Raw genomic sequence first — 21,206 nt, 5'->3', positions numbered from 1 at the left:
TTACTCCAGATTCTGTACTTGCTCGCGCATTTGTTCGATGAGCAGTTTCAGCGTCATCGATGCATCCGCGAGTTCCTTCGCCGCGGCCTTCGAGCCGAGCGTGTTTGCTTCGCGATTGAGCTCCTGCATCATGAAGTCGAGGCGCTTGCCGACCTTGCCGCCCTTTTGCAACACGTGGCGCGTTTCGGTCAGATGCGCGGTAAGGCGCTGCAATTCCTCGGCGATATCGATACGAATACCGTACATCGTCACTTCCTGGCGAATGCGCTCGGCAATTTCCTCGCGCGGCACGCTCGCCGATGTGGCGCCGTCGTTCGTCGCAATGCCGAGCGCGTCTTGCAAGCGTTCGACGATCTTCTGCTGATGCTTCGCGATCAATTCCGGCACGAGCGGCGTGATGCGCGCGACGATGGCTTCCATCTCCGTCACGTTGTTGATGAGCACCGCGCCCAGCGCCGCGCCTTCACGCGCGCGCACGTCGATGAGATCGGCGATTGCCTGCTTGCCGCACGCGAGCACGGCTTCGCGCAACGTGTCTTGCGACACCGAGCTCTCCTTCAGCACGCCAGGCCAGCGCAGAATCTCGCCAGTGCGCATGCGTTCGGAGTCGCGAAACACGTCGAGCACGGCGCGTTCGAGCGCGGCGAGTTGCGTGAGCGCTTCGCGATTGAGCGCGCCCGCGTTGGCCGTCTGCTCCACGCGATTCAGATTGATACGGATATCCACCTTCCCGCGCGAAAGCTTGCTCATCAGCATTTCGCGCAATTGCGGCTCGCTTGCGCGCACGTCTTCGGGCATGCGGAAGTTCAGATCGAGGAAGCGCGAATTCACCGTGCGCAATTCCACCGATACACCGACGCCCGAACCGCCCGCGCCATTGGGTCCCGCGCCATCCGCGACGACTTCGCGGGTCGCGCTGGCATAGCCTGTCATGCTGTAGATCATGGTACGTCTCGCGATGTGAGCCTTCGTTGCGAAGGCCGTTTCGATACGAGCGCCCGGCGCGCTTGAGGGTGCGCTTCGGTGGCACGCGTATGGCCGCCGGGCGAGGAACCGGCATTATCCCATTTTTACTGCCGCGCCCGCCGATATGACGCCTCGCGGCGCTTGCCGCGCGCGACAACGCCGGCTTTGGATTAACGATAAAATCGCGCACACGCCGCGCTTTCGCGTTATTCCCGCGTCTTTATCGAGCGCCGGCACTTTCATTACGCGTTCAACTCCACTCTGGCCCATCCATGACCGACTCTCCCCTGCTGAAACCTTCCGTTCCGCGTCCGGGCGGCCGCCGCGCGAATCAATTGCGCGACGTGCGCATCACGCGGCACTACACGAAGCATGCGGAAGGCTCGGTGCTCGTCGAGTTCGGCGATACCAAGGTCATTTGCACGGCGAGTATCGCCGAGCGCGTGCCGGAATTCCTGCGCGGGCGCGACCAAGGCTGGCTCACCGCCGAATACGGCATGCTGCCGCGCGCCACGCATACGCGCAACGACCGCGAAGCCGCGCGCGGCAAGCAGACCGGCCGCACGCAGGAGATCCAGCGGTTGATCGGCCGCGCGCTGCGCTCCGTATTCGATCTGAACGCGCTCGGTCCGCGCACGCTGAATATCGACTGCGATGTCATCCAGGCCGACGGCGGCACGCGCACGGCGAGCATCACGGGCGCGTTCGTCGCCGCGCATGATGCCGTTACGAAGCTCGTCGCGAATGGCCGTATTGCGCAATCGCCGATCAAGGATTTCGTCGCGGCCATTTCCGTTGGCATCTATCAGGGCGCGCCCGTGCTCGACCTCGACTACGAGGAAGACTCGCAGTGCGACACCGACATGAACGTCGTGATGACGGGCGCGGGCGGTTTCGTCGAAGTTCAGGGCACGGCGGAAGGCGCACCATTTTCGCGCGAAGAAATGAACGCGCTGCTCGATCTCGCGGACAGCGGCATAAAAGGCCTGATCGCGAAGCAGAAAGCTGCATTGGGGATAGAAGGTGTCTGATACGGCAACACTCGGACGCGTGGTGCTCGCGTCGAACAATGCGGGCAAGCTGCGCGAATTCGCATCGCTGCTGGATGCGGCGGGCATCGAATTGATCGCGCAGGGCGAACTCGGCGTGCCGGAAGCCGAAGAACCGCACGCCACTTTCGTCGAAAACGCGCTGGCCAAGGCGCGCCACGCCGCGACGCTCACCGGCCTGCCCGCTTTGGCCGATGACTCCGGCCTTTGCGTACGCGCGCTGAACGGCGCGCCCGGCGTGTATTCGGCGCGTTTCGCCTCGATGCACGGCGGCGTGAAAAGCGATGCGGCCAACAACGCGCACCTCGTCTCCGAACTCGCCGACAAAGCCGACCGCCGCGCCTATTACTTCTGCGTGCTCGTGCTCGTGCGTCACGCGAACGATCCAGAACCGCTCATCGCCGAAGGCCGCTGGCACGGAGAAGTCATCGACACGCCGCGCGGCGCACATGGCTTCGGCTACGATCCGCACTTCTTTTTGCCGACGCTCAACGCGACGGCTGCCGAACTCGATCCGGCACGCAAGAACGCGCTTTCGCATCGGGCGCTGGCGCTGCGTGAATTGCTGCAACATCTCAAGGAACTCGCGTGAGTTCCGGTCCGAAGACAATCAATGTCGTGCAGGCATTCACATCGCCGGGCAGCATCCGGCTCAAGTCGTTGCCGCCGCTCGCGCTTTACGTGCATTTCCCGTGGTGCATGCGCAAGTGTCCGTATTGCGATTTCAACTCGCATGAGTGGAACGGCGATGCGTTCCCCGAGGACCGTTACCTCGACGCCTTGCGTGCCGATCTCGAAAGCGCGCTGCCGCTCGTGTGGGGACGGCAGGTACACACCATTTTCATCGGCGGCGGCACGCCGAGCCTTCTGTCCGCGAAAGGACTCGACCGGCTGCTTTCGGACGCGCGCGCCTTGTTGCCCATCGACGCCGACGCCGAGATCACGCTCGAAGCCAATCCCGGCACCTTCGAAGCCGCGAAGTTCGCGCAGTTTCGTGCGAGCGGTGTGAACCGCTTGTCGATCGGCACTCAAAGTTTCGACGAAACGCATCTGAAGGCGCTCGGCCGCATTCACGATGCAACGCAGGCGCGCAAAGCCGTGGAAATCGCGTCGAAGCATTTCGACAATTTCAATCTCGACCTGATGTTCGCGTTGCCGAAGCAGACGCTCGACGAATGCCGCCGCGATATCAACACCGCGATCGGCTTTGCGCCGCCGCATTTGTCGCTGTATCACCTGACCATGGAGCCGAACACGCTCTTCGCGAAATACCCGCCTGCGCTGCCCGACGACGATGCCGCCGCCGACATGCAGGACTGGATTCACGAACGCACGCGCGATGCCGGCTACGAGCATTACGAAGTATCGGCGTATGCGAAGCCGCATCGGCAAAGCAAACATAACCTGAATTACTGGCGTTTCGGCGATTACCTTGGAATCGGCGCGGGCGCGCATACCAAGCTCTCGTTTCCGCAAAAAATCTTGCGGCAGGCGCGCTTCAAGCATCCGGCGACGTTCATGGACCAGGCGCTTTCGCCCGGCCAGAGCGCGATTCAGGAAGAGCGCGAAGTAGGACCGCGCGATCTGCCGTTCGAATTCATGCTCAACACGCTGCGTCTGGTCGAAGGCTTTCCGGTGCATTCGTTCATCGAGCGCACGGGCTTGTCGATGTCGGCTATCGAACCCGCGCTCGTCGAAGCGGAGAAGCGCGGACTCATCACGCGCGACTTCGAACGCATTGCGCCGACCGAGCTCGGACAGCGCTTTCTCAACGACCTACAGGAGCTGTTCTTGAAGGATTCGCAAAATTGAGCGCGCCCACGTTGGGATCGGACTCGGTGATGCGGCATCGTCCGTTTGCGCTTTTCTGGAGCGCGCGGGTGATGTCGTCGGTGGCATTTCAGATGATGTCGGTGGCGATCGGATGGCAGGTTTATTCGATCACGCATAGCGCGTTCGCGCTCGGGCTCGTCGGACTCGCGCAGTTCCTGCCGATGTTCGTGCTCACGCTTGTCGTCGGCCATGTGGCGGATCGTTACGACAGGCGCACGATCGCTTGGGTTTGTCAGGGCATCGAGGGCGTCGCGGCGCTCTGTCTGTGCGCGGGCGCGTGGCATGGCTGGCAAAGCGTTGCGCCCATTTACGCGATTGCGGCGATCACGGGCGCGGCGCGCGCGTTCGAATCGCCATCGATGGCGGCGTTGCTGCCCAATCTCGTCCAGCGTTCGCAATTGCAGCACGCGACGGCGTGGTCCACCTCGGCAAATCAGACGGCGCAGATTCTCGGCCCGGCGATGGGCGGCCTCCTCTACGGCCTCGGCGCGTTGACGGTGTATGGCGCGGTAGCCGTCGCGTTTCTCGGCGCGGCGTTTGCCGTGGCGGCGATCAGGATCGATGAAGCTGTCCGCATGCGCGCGCCGCTGTCGTTCGAGGCGCTGTTTTCGGGCATCGCCTTCATCCGCAAGAAGCCGGTGATCCTTGGCGCGTTGTCGCTCGATTTGTTCGCGGTGCTGCTCGGCGGCGCGACCGCGCTCTTGCCGGTGTTCGCGCGCGACATCCTGCATACCGGACCTTGGGGCTTGGGTGTCTTGCGCGCGGCGCCGGCCGTGGGTGCGCTTACCGGCTCGATCTGGCTTGCGCATTTTCCGTTGCGGCAGCGTGCGGGCACGGCGCTTTTCGGTGGTGTGATTGCGTTCGGCATTGCGACGATCGTGTTCGGCTTGTCGCGCAACATTTATTTGTCGCTGGTGGCGCTCGCGGCGCTGGGCGCATCGGATGTGATCAGCGTGGTCGTGCGCATGTCGCTCGTGCAGTTGCAGACGCCCGATGAGATGCGCGGACGCGTCGGCGCGATCAATTCATTGTTCATCGGGACGTCGAATCAGCTCGGCGAATTCGAATCGGGGATGACGGCGGGTTTGTTCGGCGCGGTGCCGGCGGTGTTGATCGGCGGACTCGGAACGATTGCCGTGGCGCTTCTATGGATGCAACTATTTCCCGCCTTGAAAGCGACGCGCTCGCTCGAAGGCTGATGGTTCCGAAGCGCGTTTGAGTGCGCTACAATACGCGCCTTGCTGGAGGTGTGGCCGAGCGGTTTAAGGCACCGGTCTTGAAAACCGGCGAAGGAGTGATCCTTCCGTGAGTTCGAATCTCACCGCCTCCGCCAGCGCGATCTCTAAAAGCCCCGTAATTTCTGAATTACGGGGCTTTTTGTTTTCCGGCGCGCAATTGATTCATCAGCAAGCAAGAACAGCGAGATCCTCTTTTTCGGGCTTGACGAACTCAGTGCACCGACGCTGGGAAATCAAGAAATTCGAGCATCCAGAACTGCTTACAGTCGGCATGCTCTAGCGTGCTATCGATCTTGGTTCATGGAGAAGCGCGCGTTTGATCGAGCCGCATGATCCAACACTGAAAGATCGACCAATAAGGCTTCGCGAAGGCGAATTCCCTGTGAAACCGCTCGAAACATGGCCAACTCGCTGCACTGGGTAACAAAAGCTTAAAACGAGACAACCGTCCAATACGGCTGCATGCCCAAGAGCAACAATCAATCGGATTCCTCCGATATATGAGGCATCGCCCGATCCCTATCCTTGACCTTGCTTCCTCGTCGCGTTAAACGCCTTTTCGCGATAAGGAAGCCGTTCGAAGTGTTTGACCTCGCCTCGCGCGAGGTCTTTTTTTGCCTACCGCGCACGTGCACTTGCAAACGGCAACGAGCGCCCAAACCCTATCTGCCACAATCCGCATGAACAAGGCGGCTTAATTACCATCTAACCGCCTCATCGATCGATAAAGCGGAGACAAGCCTGATGAAGCCAAGCCGTATCGCGCAAGTAACTTTGGGTTGCATCGCCATGACAGGCATAACAGCGCATGCACAGCCGCGATCCAACACTCAATGGCGTCAGGCAGAAACCTCGTTTTTCGATCTGATTCAAAACGGCTACGGAATCGTAGCCGTGACGAGCATCGCCGAACGCGCGTCCGGTTTGCCTGCGGATACTTACGTGCTGCAGAAAAACAATAGCGTTTTTCGTTGCGTCGAAACGCGCGCCGCCGAGCCAGAAACAACGAGAACCGCCGCGCCATTGCGCTGTGCGGAACTCGTCAAACCCTTCGTGGATTGATCAACCTACCGGCGCCTCGCCCTCACCCGTTTCCTTTCCTGGGCGATCGTTTGGCGACTGCTTGCGGCCTTCGTCATCGCGTTCGGGCAGCTTGCTCTTCTCGTTGTCGCTGTGTTCGGCGGGTTGTGCTTCGGCCGGCTTCGCTTCGCTAGTCATGGCTCCTCCTTTTTGCCTTGGGTGTAAGCATCGTCAGCAAGTCCTGCGCCTGTAAGAAGCGCATCCAAAAGCGCACGCAGAATCGCAAACACTGCGGCGCCGACACGGGCTACCATCGATCCATCGTCATCAGATGCTACTCGCGATGCCTAAAGCACCGATTCCGCCGTCAGCCACGCTCGTCGCCATCGTGCTTGCCGCGACATTGGCCGCGTGCACGATCACGCCGCCACCGAGCGTCATCGAAGCACGCTCCGCCGCAACCGCACCGTCTCGCGCATCGCTTGGCGACTACAAGGAGCGCGTCGCGCAACGTATCCTCGAACGCAATCCGTCGTACGTGCTGAAGGGCACGCCGCAAGCCATGCTGCGCTCGTTCGTGCTGGTGTCCTTTACCGTGGATCGCAACGGGCGCGTCGTCAATTCGTCGGTGTATCGCACCAACGGCGACGACGAAGCCGAAGCCACCGCGCTCGCCTCGCTGCGGCGCTCGTCGCCATTGCCCGTGCCGCCTGCGCGCCTCCTGAACGGCAACGGCCAACTCGAACTCTTCGAAGGCTGGATGTTCAACGACGACGGCCACTTCCAGTTGCAAACGTCGCATTCGCCACAAGCGACGACCATCGATTGATTGGCGCTCGCGCGGCACGCTCGTTATAATTTTTGACATCCCGGCCGGACCCGCTTCCGGCATGGCTTTCATACCGCGCCTACCCCTCGCGTCCGTTGAAAGTCTTTGTCCGGTTCGCGCTCTACTCCTGCGAGCCGCTCGACCGTTTTACCGCCCACCCCAACAAGCGTCTTGCGTGCGCTCTTACGCCTTGCTCGCCCATCGAGCAGGAATGCGCCACCATAAGCACCACAAAAGCGACACGACAACGGAGACACCATGTCATCACCCACGCTTTCCGCCGCCAAGCCAGGCGACGGCGCCCAAAGCACCTCGCGCGTGATCTTCGCGAGCTTCATCGGCACCGCGATCGAGTTCTACGATTTCTACGTCTATGCGACAGCCGCCGCGCTCGTCATCGGGCCGGTGTTCTTTCCACACGGATCGCCGGCCGCGCAAGCGCTTTCGGCTTTCGTCACGTTCGGCATTGCGTTCGTCGCGCGGCCTATCGGCTCGTTCATCTTCGGGCACTTCGGCGATCGCGTCGGACGCAAATCGACGCTCGTCGCGTCGCTGCTCGTCATGGGCATTTCAACGACGCTCATCGGCTTTGTGCCCGGCTACGATTCCATCGGCAGTCTCGCGCCCGTGCTCCTGTGCATCCTGCGCTTTGGGCAAGGCATCGGGCTCGGCGGCGAATGGGGCGGCGCGGCGCTACTTGCAACGGAATACGCGCCCAAGGGCAAGCGAGGCCTCTTCGGCATGTTCCCGCAGCTCGGGCCGTCGATCGGCTTTCTTGCTTCCAACGGCCTGTTCTTCGGCCTCGCGCTCTCACTCTCCGACGAACAATTCCGCAGTTGGGGCTGGCGCGTGCCGTTCATCGTGAGCGCGGTGCTCGTCGGGCTCGGGCTTTACGTGCGCCTGAAAATCGCGGAGACGCCCGCATTCCGCACGGCCGTCGAGCGTCACGAGCGCGTGCGCGTTCCCATCGCCACGCTGCTCGGCCGTTATCTCGCGCCGACCTTGCTCGGCGCCTTCGCGATGGTCGTCTGCTACACGCTCTTCTACATCTCGACGGTCTTCTCGCTGTCGTACGGCGTCTCCACGCTGCATTTCTCGCGCGAGAAATTTCTCGGTCTCTTGTGTTTTGCCGTGCTGTTCATGGCAATTGCGACGCCGATCTCAGCCATCGCCAGCGACCGCTTCGGCAGACGGCCCGTGTTGATCGTCGGCTGTCTCGCGGCGATCCTCTCCGGCTTCGCAATGCTGCCTCTGCTCGGCAGCGGCAACACGGTCTACGTCGCGCTCTTTCTGACCATTGAATTGTTCTTGATGGGCGTGACTTTCGCGCCGATGGGCGCGCTCCTGCCCGAGCTGTTCCCGACGAGCGTGCGCTACACCGGCGCGGGCGTCGCGTACAACTTGGGTGGCATTCTGGGCGCATCGGTCGCGCCTTATATCGCGCAATTGCTCGCAAATCGCGGCGGACTGTCGTGGGTCGGCGGGTACGTATCGGCGGCGGCGGCGGTGAGCCTCATCGCCGTGCTGTGCATGCGCGAGACGCGCGACATCGCACTTGAATAGCGTTCGAATGACTTCGATGACGATACCGGCGCGTTCAACGATCGCGCGGGTTCACGGCATGTGCGGGCACCGGCTGGCCCTTGATGAGCGGCACGCGCTTGCGTTCCCGTTCGACGCGCGTGCGCTTGCGCTCGGCCCAGAAGTGCGCGAGCCATAGGAGCGTGCCGACAGCGAGCGCATCGGCGGCGAGACCGCCAATCCACTGATAGTGCGTCATGCCGATGGCGCGCAACGCCGAATCCAGCACGAGCGACACACACGTGCCCGCGATGAAGCACACGAGCCCTTGCTGCCCGATGGTCACCACGCCCGGCAATTTAGCTGCGAGCGCCTTGATCCATCCCGCGTAGACCGCGCGTGCGATCACCCACGCAACGGCCGCGAAACTCACGATACGCAACGTCGCCAGGTTCTGCTTGAGGTAACCCGGCGGCGCTTGCGTTTCCAGGAAGAGCTTGAAGAATGCGAAGGTCAGTGCGATCGCGATCGCTCCGCACGTCAGCCAACGCGCAGTACGGCTTGCGTGGAAGTCGTTGCTGACAGGCTGCACGCGCGCAAGGATGCCCATCACGAACATGAGCTGCCACGCGAACGGATTGAACGACCACGCTTCGGCGTAGGTCGAGGGCAGCGCGCGCGCCAAGGGAAGAGCGGCGAGCCACACGAGCAGACTGCCGAACATGGCGATAACGGGCTTCCTCTCGGCGAGCGGAACCACGAAAGGCACCGCGAGCGCGAAGATGGAGTACATCGGCAAGACTGACGAAAGATACGGCTGCTGGCGCAAGGTCGTGATGTCGAACAAGAGCCCGACCGGACGCGCGAGGAACGTCGGCCATTCGGTGTACCGCAGCATCGGCGAATCGATTTTGAGTAGCATCAGCAATGCGCCGCCGATCAACATGAGAACCGCGGTCAGCAGATAGGCGCGATAGATCTCCCAGCTGCGCTTGAAAAAGCGTCGGCGGGCGGCTTGTGCACTACGGCGAGTCGCAAGCGCCGTGTATGCCGCCGCCGACGCATAACCGCCGAGGAAGACGAATACTTCCGCGGAATCGCAGAACGCGTATTGATGCAGCGTAAAGTGCGACAGCACGCTTCCCGAAATATGGTCGACCGCGATAATGAGCAGCACGACGCCTCGAAAGAAATCGACTTCGAGAGAACGTTGGGTCGGGGAACTCATTGGACAAATGCTCCACGCACTGCGGTCGGGCGCGCGGCCAACATGGCGTTCGCGCGCATACGGGGTTTGTACCTAGCCTTAAAAGAAAATTCCCTGAATCAACGCGTATTTAAATTAACACTTGAAGACAGTCGGGAAGCTGGCGGCAAAATGACTATTTTGTTGGGTGTTGCAGTAACTATGCCAATACCTAATACTCGATAAAACGCCGGTCGCGGGAAGGAATGCCGTTTCAATCGACAGGAGGCTGAAATGCCTTTTCATCTGCAGAGTTCGCATCTCGTCGTGGTCATCGCACTGGCCTTGGTGACGGCCTTGCTCCTTGCGATGAAGTTCCGGCCGCTCACATGGCGCGGCGTCGTTTGCGAGGCGCTCATTGCGAATATCGGAGCCATCGGCGCGGTGATCGCTTTCGAGATGCTTACCGGCTGAAAACGTGTCCAGCTTTCGACTGACCAAGATTTTTCAAGCCGATTGAACTTTCGTCACGGGCAAAAGTCTTTTCAGGAGTGCCGTGCATGCGCGGCAACCTTCTCCTCTCCGCTCTCGTTGTCGGGAGCGTTTCTTGGGCGCCTGGCGAAAGCCTCGCGCCTGTTCTTTTTTCTGGCTCCGGGGTCTGCTTCGTCAGGCGTAACCTGCCGCATGCTTGGGACGCTCGCTATACTCTGCCCTTTGGCCGAAGCGACCGCATGATCCGAGCGCTACGTTCTCTTTCTCTTCGCACCGCGCGACGCACACGCGGCCTGTGGCGTCGCTACGGTATCTTCTGGCTTGGCGCAATCGCCGTCGGACTGATCGCCGTCTACTATGCGCGGCTGATCGACTGGGGCTACGGACTTTTTCTCGATGCGCGCGCCGCGCACGCCTGGCTGCCGCTCGTCATCACACCGGCTGCCGCCGCGCTATGCGTTTTCGTCACGCGCAGGTTCTTTCGCGGCTCGGAAGGCAGCGGCATCCCGCAGGTCATCGCCGTACTCAACAGTCCGACTTCGGAAGCCGGCGGACGGCTGCTTACGCTCAGGATTCTCGCGAGCAAGATTGCCGTATCGTTCATCGCGATTCTGGGCGGCTTCACCATCGGCCGTGAAGGTCCGACCGTGCAAGTCGGCGCGGCGCTCATGTTCAACATGCGGCGCTTCTACCCGCGCTCGAACTCGCTGATCGAACGGCAACTCGTGCTGGCGGGCGCGGCGGCCGGTCGTCGGCGGCGTTCAACACGCCGCTCGCGGGCATCGTCTTCGCCATCGAGGAGCTCACGCGCAGCTTCGAAGTGCGCACGAGCGGCGTGCTGATCACGGGCATCATCATCGCGGGGATCGTGGCGCTCGGGCTCAACGGCAACTACACGTATTTCGGCACCATCGACGTCGGCACGCACTTTTCGAACATGCTGGCCGTCGCGGTGATCGTGACCGCCGTCGTCACGGGCATGGCGGGCGGCGTCTTCTGCTGGCTCCTTCTGAACACGTCGAGGTGGATTCCCGCGCCATTGCGGCATTTGCATGCGTCGCGGCCGGTCGTGTTCGCCGCGCTGTGCGGACTGGTCATCGCGATCGTCGGGCTCGTGTCGGGCGGCACGACCTTCGGCAGCGGCTACGCGGAAGCGCGCGGTCTGCTCGAAGGCCGCGAACATCTTTCGGTGTTCTACCCGCTATTGAAAATGATCTCGATGATCGGCTCGTATCTGCCGGGCATTCCGGGCGGCATCTTCGCGCCGTCGCTGTCGATTGGCGCGGGCTTCGGCAACGTGTTGCATTTGCTGTTCGGACAGATGTCGCTGCCCATGATGATCGCGCTCGCGATGGTCGGCTATCTTGCGGCCGTGACGCAATCGCCGATTACGGCGTTCGTCATCGTGATGGAGATGATCAACGGCCACGCGCTCGTCATCTCGCTGATGGCGACCGCGCTGGTGTCGAGCCGCGTGTCGCGCTTGTTCGCGCCGCCTTTATACGAGGCGCTGTCCGAGCGCTATATGGCGCCGTTGCCACAACCGGCGGCCTCGCCCGAGGTGCCGGAAAGAGACGAGGCCGTCGTCGAGAAAGACGCGGCCCCGCAAAAGTAATCAGCCTTACGCGCCGATCAGTCCCAATGCCCTGCCACATAGCGATGCTGGCCGTGATCTTCCACCCAAACGGCCGGCACCCAGTGGTGGCCGACGTGCTCGGCTTCCCAATGGCCGTCCGCCCAGACGTAGTGGCCGTGTTCCCAGTTCCAGTGACCCTGATCCCACACGTAACCCGCGCGTGCGGGCGGCACCGGCTCATGGCGCGGCGCGGGCGGCGCGCTAGGCGCCACGATCACGATTTCGGCCGATGCCGCGGTCACGGTGAGCGCGCCAGCGACAATAAGCGCGGATGAAGCGAGCAAATGGCGAACGGAAGTTTTCATGCTTGGACCTCGTATTCCAGGACATTGAACGCGCCGGGTGGCGCGGATTTTCATGTCGGCAACGCAACCTTGCTGCCGATGTCCGTTCAATGCGCGACGTGGTCAAAAGGAAGACAAACGTCTGATTACGAGATGACCGAAGTGCAACCGAATATTGATGAAAGCCGACGCGCACTTGAAGCCGCGCGCAAACGATAACGTCGCCATGAAAAAAGCCAGGATCGCCCGATCCTGGCTTCATACGTTCATCTCGATACACAAGCCCGGCGTTATGCCGGCGGTATCTCGATCTTCACTTCCAGCACTTCGAGATCGTCCTGACGTTCGAGGCTCACTCGAATATCGTCGTCAGTAATCTTCACGTACTTCGAAATCACCGCAACGAGTTCCCGTTGCAACGCCGGCAGGTAATCGGCGGCGGCTTTGCCACCCGCGCGCTCGTGCGCAATGATCAACTGCAAGCGTTCCTTCGCGACCGCAGCGGACTTTTTCTTCTCGCCCAGCAAAAACGAAAGAATCGACATTGCGTCCCCTTACTTGGTGCCGAAGATACGTTGCAGCAGCCCTGGCTTTTGATAATCCGTGAAGCGCAGCGCCTTTTCCTCGCCGAGAAAACGCGACACCACGTCCTTGTACGATTCCGCAACGTCGGTGCCGTCCAAATGCACCGCAGGCAAGCCCTGGTTCGATGCATGCAGCACCGCTTCCGACTCCGGAATCACGCCGATCAGCTCGATCCGCAAGATCTCCTGGATGTCGTTCAACGACAGCATCTCACCTTCGGAGACGCGCTTCGGGTTGTAGCGCGTGATCAGCAAATGCTCCTTGACCGGGTCCTTGCCTTCGATCGCGCGCTTGGTCTTCGAAGCGAGAATGCCGAGGATACGGTCCGAGTCGCGCACGGACGACACTTCCGGGTTCGTCACGATAAGCGCTTCGTCCGCGAAGTGCATGGCCATGAGCGCTCCCGACTCGATACCCGCCGGCGAGTCGCAAATGATGTACTCGAAGTCCATCTTGCTCAGTTCGTCGATCACCTTCTCCACGCCTTCGAGCGTGAGCGCGTCCTTGTCACGCGTTTGAGACGCCGGAAGGATGTAAAGGTTCTCGAGCTTCTTGTCCTTGATGAGCGCCTGATGCAGGTTCGCCTCGCCCTGGATCACATTGATGAGGTCGTACACCACGCGGCGTTCGCAACCCATGATGAGGTCGAGGTTGCGCAGACCGACGTCGAAGTCGATCACGGCCGTCTTGTGGCCGCGCAATGCGAGCGCCGATGCGAAGCTCGCGCTGGTGGTCGTCTTGCCGACGCCGCCCTTCCCCGAAGTCACCACAATGATTTTTGCCATACAAGTACCTTGTGTTCGTCAAATAGGTCCGTCGCGTTGCTTAATCGAGCGCGCGCCAAGGGGCATCGGGCGCGCGGCGTCAGGTCAGCCGCAGCGGTTCGATCATCAGTTTTTCTTCGTCCAGCCAGATCTGCACCGGCTTGCTCTGCACATCGGGCGAGAGCGGGTTCTCGGTCGTCCGGTAGATTCCCGCGATGGAGATGAGTTCCGGTTCGAGACAAGTGCAGAAGATCCGCGCGTCGTGATTGCCGTGCACGCCTGCGAGCGCGCGGCCTCGCAATGGCGCATAGATATGGATATTGCCTTCCGCGATCACCTCGGCGCCGTACGACACAAGCCCGAGCACGATGAGATCGCCCTTCGCGTAGACCTGCTGACCCGAGCGCAACGGCCGGTCGATGATGGTCGACGGCTGCGGCAGCGCGGGCGGCGGCGTGATGGCGACTGCTGCTTCGATCGCCGCGGCGGCCTCGACGTTAGGCTTGGCCTCATCGACCGAAGGCTTCGGCGCGCCACGCCGGTCGCGCGCTTCGAGGACCGGCAAGCCGCCCTCGCTTGCCCATTGAATTGCCCAGCGCTGCACCGGCAACGCGACGATGCCCGCGGGCCGCATGCGCACGCTCTTCAGTAGCGTCTCCAATTCCGCGAGCGAGACGCGCTCGCCTTCGCCGCCTTCGGCTTTCTCGGCGAGCCGGCGCACGTCGATGGCGACCACGTCGCCCGCGAAGAATTCGGGAGTCGCCTCGAAGCGCCGCGTGAGTTCAGTGCGCAGGGCATCGAGGTCTGGAGTCTTGACGACGAAGTAGAGCGTGTCGACGGAGCCGCTGCGCAGTTCGAAGAAGGGCGTTTTGTTGAGCGACATAGGAACGGCCAAAATTTTTGCGTATTTTACAGGCGTGTGGGCGCGCGGCCATACTTTTTACGGCCCGTTTCAGCTATCGGAAACGATGAGTACGCGCGAAGGAAGGGTGAAGCGAGACTTACGCGCCGGTCTCGCGCTGAACGTGGCGCACGTAGAGCAGTTCGTGCTCCTGTTCGTGCGACGACATCGTGCGGCGATCGCCCGTGGGGCCGAAGCCCAGACGTTCGTAGAAGCGCATTGCGGTGCGGTTTTCGTCGGCGATCCACGCATGCACTTCCGATGCGCCCTGCGCCGCGAGCCAGTGCGACGCGGCGTTCACGAGCAACTCGCCGCCACGCAGGTGGCGCACTGCCGGCGCGACCCAGAGCGCCGCCACGAAGGCCCGCGCCGATCCGGCTTCCTCGACATACGCATGTACGAGCCCGCAGGGATGCCCTTCCGTGTACAGCAGGAAGGTCGCGACGCGAGGCGAATGCGCGTGCTCGGCGGCGGTGTCGTCGAACGATTGCGGTTCGACGCGCAGCGCATCTTCCAGCGTCTCGCCGAACGCATAGGGCGCTTCGCGCAGCGACGACGTGCGCAGCTCGCGCAATACCGCGCCCTGTTGCGAGGCGATTCGGTTGACGGTCAGTGAGGGACTCATGCGGGGCTCATGCAGGCAAATTCTCTCTGGCTCTCTGGCTTCTCTGCCTCGAAGGCGCTCGGGCCTTTCCGGTATTCGGGCCATTCGCGTAGCTTCAACCGAACGGGCGTACCCGTCAATTCTTTCTTCTCGGATAGTGCTTTACAGCGCACATGCAGACGCGCTCTCGCCGCTCACGCACCATCACGGCGCGCGCAAACGGTACTCGCGCGCTTCTTTACGGCGCGGCGTAGGCGCCTACGCCATCCGGCCAGGGCGTAAGCAACTCGAAGCCGTCTTCCGTTACCGCGACCATGTGTTCCCACTGCGCCGACAGCGAGCGGTCCTTCGTGGTCACCGTCCAGCCGTCGCGCGACTGCTGCGTGGCGGGACGGCCCGCGTTGATCATGGGCTCGATGGTGAAGACAAGGCCGGCCTTGAGCCGCAGACCCGTGCCGCGCTGGCCGTAATGCAGCACTTGCGGATCTTCGTGATACACGCGGCCGATGCCGTGACCGCAGTACTCGCGCACCACCGAAAAGCCTTCCCGGTGCGCGACCGTCTGGATTGCGTGGCCGACGTCGCCGAGCGTCGCGCCCGGACGCACTTCGCGGATGCCCGCGACCATGGCTTCGTAGGTCGTTTCGGTGAGGCGCCGCGCTTCCTTGTTCGGCGTGCCGGCGTAGTACATGCGGCTCGTGTCGCCGAAGTAGCCGTCCTTGATGATGGCCACGTCGATATTGATGATGTCGCCGTCTTTCAGTTCTTTCGGGCCGGGAATGCCGTGACAGACGACATGATTCACCGACGTGCAGACCGTCTTCGGAAAGCCCATGTAGCCGACGTTCGCCGGCACGGCCTTCAGTTCATCGACGATGAAGCGGTTGCAGAGGGCGTCGAGTTCGTCCGTGGTGACGCCGGGGCGCACGTGTTCCCCGATCATGGCGAGGACTTCGGCGGCCATGCGGCCGGAGATGCGTAACTTCTCGATGTCAGCGGGTGTCTTGAGCGTAATGGCCATTGGCAGATGTGTTCGTCGCGCCTGCGTGCGTGGCGCGAGAAACGCCGCTTGGGGCGCGCCGTGCACGAGGACATTGGGGCCGATGATAGCACTCTCGTGCGGCCCTCTCTCTTTGGAAAGGCGCATGCGTGCTGCGTTTCGTGGCGACACCGGGCGTTTGCGATCGCGCCGTGCGGTCTTGTGATCGATGCGCGATTGTGGTCTAGTGACCCGCATTCGCACTTGAGAACCCGAGCCTGAAGATATGAACCTGCATCGCCTGAATGCTGCTCGTGCCGTTTATTCCGTCTATGCCGTTTGTACCGTTACCGCGGTCTTGTCCGTGCTGGCTGCCTGCAGTTCGACGAGTGGCCCGGAGCTGAGAGCGTCGAAGCCCGTGATTCATGTTTCATCGGCGCGGCGTGCGTCGGATATATCAGGCTGTCTCGAAGGCAGGTTGCCTTCGGTGCAGACGGTGCGCAATCAAGGAGCGACGGAGCTCGTCGTCGGACCGAACGCGTGGCTCGTGACCTTGACGCCATCCGCGTATGGAACAGAGGTGAAGGTGCAGCGATCCGTGGATGACTACAGCGGGTTGCCGGAGCCCGAACTGAGGTTCGATGTGGCGCGATGCACGACGTGATGCACGACGTGATGCCGACGTGATGCGAAGGCCTTGAACGAAACCGGGCCCCCAACGAAAAACCCCGCAAGTCTCACGACTTGCGGGGTTTAGTATCTTGGCGGAAAGGGTGGGATTCGAACCCACGGTACAGCAAAACTGTACACTGGATTTCGAGTCCAGCGCATTCGACCACTCTGCCACCTTTCCGTCTACCAGACTGGGCCTTAAAGGCTTTGCCGGCCTTCGCGAAGCGGGTCGTTGCCAAGCGAAGAACGAAAGTATAACGAAGTCGTTCGAGCTTTCCAAGACCCTTTTTAAAAATAAACGTCAGACCACAGCCGGCGCCTCGATACGCTCCGCGCCACGCATGTAAGGGCGCAAAACCGCGGGAATGGTCACCGAGCCGTCCGCGTTCTGGAAATTTTCCAGCACGGCAACCAGCGTGCGTCCCACCGCGAGACCCGAGCCGTTGAGCGTATGCACGAACTCCGGCTTGCCTTGCGCATTGCGAAAGCGCGCCTGCATGCGTCGCGCCTGGAAGGCCTCGGTATTCGAGCAGCTCGAAATCTCGCGATAAGTGTTTTGCGCCGGCAACCACACTTCGAGGTCGAAGGTCTTCGCCGCCGAAAAGCCCATGTCGCCCGTGCAAAGCGTGATTACGCGATACGGCAATTCGAGCTTCTGCAGAATGGTTTCGGCCTGCCCGACCATCTCGTCGAGCGCGGCGTACGAGTGCTCGGGCGCGACGACCTGCACCATCTCGACCTTATCGAATTGATGCTGGCGAATCAGGCCGCGCGTGTCGCGTCCATATGAACCCGCCTCGGAACGGAAGCACGGCGAATGCGCCGTCAGCTTCACCGGCAGCGCGCTCGCTTCGAGGATGCTGTCGCGCACGGTGTTCGTGAGTGAAATCTCCGAGGTGGAGATGAGGTACTGCGTGATCGTGTTTTCGTCGCCGCCCTTCTCGACGCGGAACATATCGTCGGCGAATTTGGGCAACTGTCCGGTACCGTAGAGAATCTCAGGATTCACGATGTACGGTGTGTACGCTTCTGTATAGCCGTGCTGTTCGGTGTGTGTGTCGATCATGAACTGCGCGAGCGCGCGATGCAGCCGCGCAATAGGCCCGCGCAAGAGCGTGAAGCGCGCGCCCGAAAGCTTTGCGCCGGTTTCGAAATCGAGGCCGAGCGGCGCGCCGACATCGACGTGATCCTTGACCTCGAAATCGAACGCGCGCGGTGAACCCCAGCGGCGCAATTCGACGTTCTGCTTCTCGTCGTTGCCCACAGGCACGCTTTCGTGAGGCAGATTCGGCACGGTCAGCATCAGGTCCGACAGACGCTTCTGCACGTTTTCGAGTTGCGTCGCCGATGCCTTCATCGTGTCGCCGATGCCGCCTACTTCCGCCATCACCGCCGACGTGTCCTCGCCACGGCCTTTCATCGCGCCGATTTGTTTGGACAGGCTATTGCGGCGCGCCTGAAGTTCTTCGGTGCGGGTCTGGATGTCGCGTCGCTCGGCTTCGAGCGCGGCGAAGGCGGCGACGTCGAGCGTGTAGCCTCGGTCGGCGAGGCGCTTCGCGACGCCGTCCAGGTCTTTACGGAGGTGTTGAATGTCGAGCATGTCGGGGATGCTTTTGTTAAGTATTCGAAAACGACGATTTTAGCGCACGCATCGGGCGCGGCCGTGGCTGGCGTTCAGGCGATCATGCACCGCCGATATTTGCGGCAAGGCGCGCCGCCAGTAGCTGTGAAGTCTAACGCACCGGTTACGGCCGGCGCGTGCCGCTTCGATTCGCTCGATGAAACAGGCGGGCGGTGCGAGTGAAACGAAGCACCCGCCGGCGTGCAACACCCTTTACCGCTTCTTCTCATCCTTGTGCTCGCGCCGCCAGGCTTCATCGAGTTCCGCGAGACGCGACAGCTTGTCGCCGATCTTGCCTTCCAGCCCGCGCGGCGTCGGCGCATACCAGTGCGGGTCGCGCATGCCGTCCGGCAGATAGGTTTCACCGGCGGCATAGGCGTCCGGTTCGTCGTGCGCGTAGCGATACTCGTGGCCGTAGCCGAGCTCCTTCATCAACTTCGTCGGCGCGTTGCGCAGATGCACCGGCACGCCGCGCGACTGATCCTTGCCGACGAAGCGCCGTGCCTCGTTATACGCGTTGTAGCCCGCGTTCGATTTCGGCGCGACCGCCAGATAAATGAGCGCCTGCCCGAGCGCCAGTTCGCCCTCGGGCGAGCCGAGCCGCTCGTAAGTTTCGGCGGCATCGAGCGCGATGCGCGCGCCACGCGGATCGGCAAGACCGATATCTTCCCAGGCCATCCGGACGATGCGCCGCGCCAGATAACGCGCGTCCGCGCCGCCGTCGATCATGCGGCAAAACCAGTACAGCGCGGCGTCCGGATTGCTGCCACGCACCGACTTGTGCAGCGCGCTGATCTGGTCGTAGAACGCGTCGCCGCCTTTGTCGAAACGGCGCAGATTTTCGGCGAGCGCGCTGCCGAGCAACGCGCCATCCACGTGCGTCTGCTTCTGCTGCGCGGCCGCGCGTGCGACGATTTCCAGGTTATTCAGGAGCTTGCGGCCGTCGCCATCGGCGGAACCGATCAGCGCGTCGCGCGATTCGTCGGTGAAGGTCAGGCCGCCGAGTTCAGTGCTTGCGCGCTCCAGCAGTTCTTTCAACTCGTCGGCGTCCAGGCTTTTCAGCACGTAGACGGCGGCCCGCGACAACAGCGCGCTATTCACTTCGAACGACGGATTCTCGGTCGTCGCGCCGACGAACACGAACAGGCCCGACTCCACGTGCGGCAAGAACGCGTCCTGCTGGCTCTTGTTGAAGCGATGCACTTCATCGACGAACACGAGCGTCTGGCGCCCGTTCGCGCGATGAATCTGCGCCGTCTCGACCGCCTCGCGGATATCCTTCACGCCCGAGAGCACCGCCGAAAGCGAGATGAACTCGGCGTTGAAGGCAGCGGCCATGAGGCGCGCGAGCGTGGTCTTGCCGACGCCGGGCGGGCCCCAGAGGATCATCGAATGCGCCTCGCCCGATTCGAACGCGACGCGCAGCGGCTTCGCCTGACCGAGCAGATGCTTCTGCCCGATCACGTCGTCGATGGTGCGGGGGCGCAGGCGTTCCGCGAGCGGGACGGTGCCACGGTTTTCTTCGAACATGTGCTTGCTGAGTAAGGTGAGGCGCCGACGGCCGGGTCACCGGACGCATTTTTGCCTATGCCGAACGGCAGAGCTAGCGCATTGCTCCGCGTGGCCGCAAAATCCGGGTCATTATGACAGCCGATGCTCGCGCGCGAGCGACGGCTTCGGACAAACCACGAACAGACAAGATAAGGATCAAATCCGATGCAGCAAGAGGACACGTCGACTTACGCCCCGCTCATTCCCGTGCCGCCCGAACGGCGCGCCTTCGGCACCAGCGACGCCTTCGCGCTGTGGTTCTCGCTCGGCATCGGCCTGCTGGTCGCGCAGGCGGGCGCGCTGCTCGTGCCGGGTCTGTCGCTGCCGCACGCACTCGTGGCAATCGTCATCGGCACGGTGATCGGCGTGGTGCTGCTCGCGCTCGCGGGCGTGGTCGGCGCGGACACGGGGCTCGCCGCCATGTCCTCGCTGCGCCCGACGCTCGGTGTGCGCGGCGCGTCGGTGCCTGCCGTGCTCAACGCCGTTCAACTGGTCGGCTGGGGCTCGTTCGAAATCATCGTCATGCGCGATTCCGCGGACGCGCTCGCCAAACAATCTTTCAATCTGTCGATGCCGCTCGTCTGGACCGTGATCTTCGGCGTGCTCGCCACGCTGCTCGCGGTGAGCGGTCCGCTGTCCTTCGTGCGGCGCTTTCTGCGTACCTGGGGCATCTGGCTTTTGCTCGCGGGCGCGGGCTGGCTCACGTGGAATCTGCTGGCCAAGCAGGATCTGGCCGCGCTGCTGGCGCGTCCTGGCACCGGCGAGCTGGCGTTCGGCGCGGGGATCGATCTAGTCGTTGCCATGCCGCTTTCGTGGCTGCCGCTGATTGCCGATTACACGCGCTTTTCCCGCAGCGCGGGCGGCTCGTTTCGTGGCACGCTGCTCGGCTACGGCATCGCGAACCTGTGGTTCTACGCGCTCGGCGCGGTGTACGGGCTGGCCGCGGGCGGCGGCGATGCGCTCCTCACCATCGCGCTCGCGCAAGCGGGGGGCGGCATTGCGCTGCTCCTGATTCTCATCGATGAAATCGACAACGCCTTCGCCGATATCCACTCCGCCGCCGTCTCGACGGGCACGTTCTGGGCGCGCGTGAGCGTACCCGTGCTTTCCGCCGCGTTCGGCGCGCTCTGCACGCTGGTCGCGCTCGCCGTCGCCATGGGCAAGTATCAGAACTTCCTGCTGCTGATCGGTTCGGTGTTCGCGCCGCTCTTCGGCGTGGTGCTGGCCGATCACTTCATCGTGAGAAAACGCCGCGTCGATCTCGCCGCGCTCGGCCAGTCCGTCGGCCGCTATGGCTATTCGGGCGGCTGGCACGTGAGCGCCTTTGTCGCGTGGGCGATCGGAATCGCGGCCTATCACGCGATCAACCAGTGGCTGCCGAATCTGGGCGCGACATTGCCATCGCTTGCGTTGGGCGCCGTCTGCTACTTGCTGCTGGTTTCGACGCGGCGGGCGGCGTTGGCTTCGTAACGTCT

The 21,206-nt window shown here is 62.4% G+C and carries 21 protein-coding genes, 2 tRNA genes and 1 pseudogene; 12 read left to right on the top strand and 12 right to left on the bottom strand.

Translation table 11 applies throughout. From position 1 onward, the window contains the following. Window positions 1–945: a YicC/YloC family endoribonuclease gene (locus NCR40_RS03360; protein WP_244827352.1), complete on the bottom strand. Its 945-nt coding sequence runs from the start codon at window positions 943–945 to the stop codon at window positions 1–3. 293 nt (window positions 946–1,238) lie between these two features. On the opposite strand from NCR40_RS03360, the gene rph reads away from it, so the two are divergent. From rph to NCR40_RS03330, 6 genes are all read left to right on the top strand, one after another. Further along, window positions 1,239–1,997, top strand: a complete 759-nt coding sequence (gene rph, locus NCR40_RS03355) for a ribonuclease PH (RefSeq protein WP_250508703.1) — start codon at window positions 1,239–1,241, stop codon at window positions 1,995–1,997. Continuing rightward, on the top strand, window positions 1,990–2,607 hold the full coding sequence (gene rdgB / locus NCR40_RS03350) for an RdgB/HAM1 family non-canonical purine NTP pyrophosphatase (RefSeq protein ID WP_250508702.1): 618 nt from the start codon (window positions 1,990–1,992) through the stop codon (window positions 2,605–2,607). Before rph ends, rdgB begins: the two co-directional genes overlap by 8 nt. Beyond that, window positions 2,604–3,827 carry a radical SAM family heme chaperone HemW gene (gene hemW, locus NCR40_RS03345; RefSeq protein WP_250508701.1) on the top strand — a complete coding sequence of 408 codons (1,224 nt, stop codon included), beginning with the start codon at window positions 2,604–2,606 and terminating at the stop codon, window positions 3,825–3,827. The genes rdgB and hemW overlap by 4 nt, the downstream gene beginning before the upstream one ends. Window positions 3,828–3,856: 29 nt before the next feature. Then, a complete protein-coding gene (locus NCR40_RS03340; protein WP_250492020.1) occupies window positions 3,857–5,047 on the top strand; it encodes an MFS transporter in 1,191 nt (396 codons plus the stop codon). A 44-nt stretch (window positions 5,048–5,091) separates the two neighbouring features. After that, window positions 5,092–5,181 (top strand) — tRNA-Ser (locus tag NCR40_RS03335). Beyond that, window positions 5,154–5,366: a hypothetical protein gene (locus tag NCR40_RS03330; RefSeq protein WP_250508700.1), complete on the top strand. Its 213-nt coding sequence runs from the start codon at window positions 5,154–5,156 to the stop codon at window positions 5,364–5,366. Before NCR40_RS03335 ends, NCR40_RS03330 begins: the two co-directional genes overlap by 28 nt. A 782-nt stretch (window positions 5,367–6,148) precedes the next feature. On the opposite strand, the gene NCR40_RS03325 is transcribed toward NCR40_RS03330, so the two are convergent. Continuing rightward, window positions 6,149–6,304, bottom strand: a complete 156-nt coding sequence (locus NCR40_RS03325; protein WP_244827345.1) for a hypothetical protein — start codon at window positions 6,302–6,304, stop codon at window positions 6,149–6,151. 145 nt (window positions 6,305–6,449) lie between these two features. On the opposite strand from NCR40_RS03325, the gene NCR40_RS03320 reads away from it, so the two are divergent. Beyond that, window positions 6,450–6,935, top strand: coding sequence for a TonB family protein (locus NCR40_RS03320; RefSeq protein WP_250508699.1), 486 nt, complete (start codon window positions 6,450–6,452; stop codon window positions 6,933–6,935). A 258-nt stretch (window positions 6,936–7,193) separates the two neighbouring features. Next, window positions 7,194–8,498, top strand: coding sequence for an MFS transporter (locus NCR40_RS03315; RefSeq protein ID WP_244827343.1), 1,305 nt, complete (start codon window positions 7,194–7,196; stop codon window positions 8,496–8,498). Window positions 8,499–8,532: 34 nt separating this feature from the next. Here NCR40_RS03315 and NCR40_RS03310 read toward each other — a convergent pair whose 3' ends face one another. After that, window positions 8,533–9,684, bottom strand: a complete 1,152-nt coding sequence (locus NCR40_RS03310; protein ID WP_250463691.1) for an OpgC domain-containing protein — start codon at window positions 9,682–9,684, stop codon at window positions 8,533–8,535. 252 nt (window positions 9,685–9,936) lie between these two features. On the opposite strand from NCR40_RS03310, the gene NCR40_RS03305 reads away from it, so the two are divergent. Both NCR40_RS03305 and NCR40_RS03300 read left to right on the top strand, forming a co-directional pair. Then, a complete protein-coding gene (locus tag NCR40_RS03305; RefSeq protein WP_244827341.1) occupies window positions 9,937–10,116 on the top strand; it encodes a hypothetical protein in 180 nt (59 codons plus the stop codon). A gap of 257 nt (window positions 10,117–10,373) precedes the next feature. Then, window positions 10,374–11,749, top strand: a pseudogene (locus NCR40_RS03300) (chloride channel protein). Window positions 11,750–11,766: 17 nt separating this feature from the next. Here the strand turns inward: NCR40_RS03300 and NCR40_RS03295 are convergent. The 6 genes from NCR40_RS03295 to map all read right to left on the bottom strand — a co-directional run bounded on the left by NCR40_RS03295 (window position 11,767) and on the right by map (window position 15,929). After that, window positions 11,767–12,075 (bottom strand): YXWGXW repeat-containing protein, encoded by a 309-nt coding sequence (locus NCR40_RS03295; RefSeq protein WP_250508698.1) that lies wholly within the window; start codon window positions 12,073–12,075, stop codon window positions 11,767–11,769. Window positions 12,076–12,344: 269 nt separating this feature from the next. After that, on the bottom strand, window positions 12,345–12,599 hold the full coding sequence (minE, locus tag NCR40_RS03290; protein WP_244827338.1) for a cell division topological specificity factor MinE: 255 nt from the start codon (window positions 12,597–12,599) through the stop codon (window positions 12,345–12,347). 9 nt (window positions 12,600–12,608) lie between these two features. Next, window positions 12,609–13,424: a septum site-determining protein MinD gene (gene minD, locus NCR40_RS03285; protein ID WP_244827337.1), complete on the bottom strand. Its 816-nt coding sequence runs from the start codon at window positions 13,422–13,424 to the stop codon at window positions 12,609–12,611. 79 nt (window positions 13,425–13,503) lie between these two features. Continuing rightward, window positions 13,504–14,286, bottom strand: a complete 783-nt coding sequence (gene minC / locus NCR40_RS03280) for a septum site-determining protein MinC (protein ID WP_250463682.1) — start codon at window positions 14,284–14,286, stop codon at window positions 13,504–13,506. A gap of 118 nt (window positions 14,287–14,404) precedes the next feature. Beyond that, a complete protein-coding gene (locus tag NCR40_RS03275) occupies window positions 14,405–14,929 on the bottom strand; it encodes a GNAT family N-acetyltransferase (RefSeq protein WP_244827335.1) in 525 nt (174 codons plus the stop codon). Window positions 14,930–15,146: 217 nt separating this feature from the next. Then, window positions 15,147–15,929, bottom strand: coding sequence for a type I methionyl aminopeptidase (map, locus tag NCR40_RS03270; RefSeq protein ID WP_250508749.1), 783 nt, complete (start codon window positions 15,927–15,929; stop codon window positions 15,147–15,149). A gap of 244 nt (window positions 15,930–16,173) precedes the next feature. Here map and NCR40_RS03265 point away from each other — a divergent pair, with 244 nt between their 5' ends. Further along, window positions 16,174–16,551 carry a hypothetical protein gene (locus NCR40_RS03265; RefSeq protein ID WP_250463679.1) on the top strand — a complete coding sequence of 126 codons (378 nt, stop codon included), beginning with the start codon at window positions 16,174–16,176 and terminating at the stop codon, window positions 16,549–16,551. Between the two features lie 98 nt (window positions 16,552–16,649). Here NCR40_RS03265 and NCR40_RS03260 read toward each other — a convergent pair. The 3 genes from NCR40_RS03260 to NCR40_RS03250 form a co-directional block, all read right to left on the bottom strand. Further along, window positions 16,650–16,740 (bottom strand) — tRNA-Ser (locus tag NCR40_RS03260). 120 nt (window positions 16,741–16,860) lie between these two features. Beyond that, the gene (gene serS, locus NCR40_RS03255) at window positions 16,861–18,159 is read right to left on the bottom strand and encodes a serine--tRNA ligase (RefSeq protein ID WP_250508697.1); all 1,299 of its coding nucleotides are present in this window, start codon (window positions 18,157–18,159) and stop codon (window positions 16,861–16,863) included. 234 nt (window positions 18,160–18,393) lie between these two features. Continuing rightward, a complete protein-coding gene (locus NCR40_RS03250) occupies window positions 18,394–19,710 on the bottom strand; it encodes a replication-associated recombination protein A (protein ID WP_250508696.1) in 1,317 nt (438 codons plus the stop codon). A gap of 186 nt (window positions 19,711–19,896) precedes the next feature. Between NCR40_RS03250 and cytX the strand changes: the two genes are divergently transcribed. Then, entirely contained in the window at window positions 19,897–21,201 is a 1,305-nt protein-coding gene (gene cytX, locus NCR40_RS03245; RefSeq protein ID WP_250491962.1) for a putative hydroxymethylpyrimidine transporter CytX, read from the top strand. Window positions 21,202–21,206: the final 5 nt, after the last annotated feature.

This window comes from Caballeronia sp. GACF4 (assembly GCF_023631025.1).
Taxonomy (GTDB): Bacteria; Pseudomonadota; Gammaproteobacteria; order Burkholderiales; family Burkholderiaceae; genus Caballeronia.
Note: the sequence above shows the minus strand (reverse complement) of the source record. Positions and strands in the feature narration are given on the sequence as shown.

Coding starts and splice junctions, on each gene's coding strand:
- NCR40_RS03340 (WP_250492020.1), top strand. CDS start 3,857: ATGCGGCATCGTCCGTTTGCGCTTTTCTGGAGCGCGCGGGTGATGTCG.
- NCR40_RS03320 (WP_250508699.1), top strand. CDS start 6,450: ATGCCTAAAGCACCGATTCCGCCGTCAGCCACGCTCGTCGCCATCGTG.
- minC (WP_250463682.1), bottom strand. CDS start 14,286: ATGTCGCTCAACAAAACGCCCTTCTTCGAACTGCGCAGCGGCTCCGTC.
- minD (WP_244827337.1), bottom strand. CDS start 13,424: ATGGCAAAAATCATTGTGGTGACTTCGGGGAAGGGCGGCGTCGGCAAG.
- NCR40_RS03325 (WP_244827345.1), bottom strand. CDS start 6,304: ATGACTAGCGAAGCGAAGCCGGCCGAAGCACAACCCGCCGAACACAGC.
- NCR40_RS03265 (WP_250463679.1), top strand. CDS start 16,174: ATGAACCTGCATCGCCTGAATGCTGCTCGTGCCGTTTATTCCGTCTAT.
- minE (WP_244827338.1), bottom strand. CDS start 12,599: ATGTCGATTCTTTCGTTTTTGCTGGGCGAGAAGAAAAAGTCCGCTGCG.
- rph (WP_250508703.1), top strand. CDS start 1,239: ATGACCGACTCTCCCCTGCTGAAACCTTCCGTTCCGCGTCCGGGCGGC.
- NCR40_RS03295 (WP_250508698.1), bottom strand. CDS start 12,075: ATGAAAACTTCCGTTCGCCATTTGCTCGCTTCATCCGCGCTTATTGTC.
- NCR40_RS03305 (WP_244827341.1), top strand. CDS start 9,937: ATGCCTTTTCATCTGCAGAGTTCGCATCTCGTCGTGGTCATCGCACTG.
- NCR40_RS03315 (WP_244827343.1), top strand. CDS start 7,194: ATGTCATCACCCACGCTTTCCGCCGCCAAGCCAGGCGACGGCGCCCAA.
- NCR40_RS03360 (WP_244827352.1), bottom strand. CDS start 945: ATGATCTACAGCATGACAGGCTATGCCAGCGCGACCCGCGAAGTCGTC.
- NCR40_RS03310 (WP_250463691.1), bottom strand. CDS start 9,684: ATGAGTTCCCCGACCCAACGTTCTCTCGAAGTCGATTTCTTTCGAGGC.
- map (WP_250508749.1), bottom strand. CDS start 15,929: ATGGCCATTACGCTCAAGACACCCGCTGACATCGAGAAGTTACGCATC.
- serS (WP_250508697.1), bottom strand. CDS start 18,159: ATGCTCGACATTCAACACCTCCGTAAAGACCTGGACGGCGTCGCGAAG.
- NCR40_RS03250 (WP_250508696.1), bottom strand. CDS start 19,710: ATGTTCGAAGAAAACCGTGGCACCGTCCCGCTCGCGGAACGCCTGCGC.
- cytX (WP_250491962.1), top strand. CDS start 19,897: ATGCAGCAAGAGGACACGTCGACTTACGCCCCGCTCATTCCCGTGCCG.
- NCR40_RS03275 (WP_244827335.1), bottom strand. CDS start 14,929: ATGAGTCCCTCACTGACCGTCAACCGAATCGCCTCGCAACAGGGCGCG.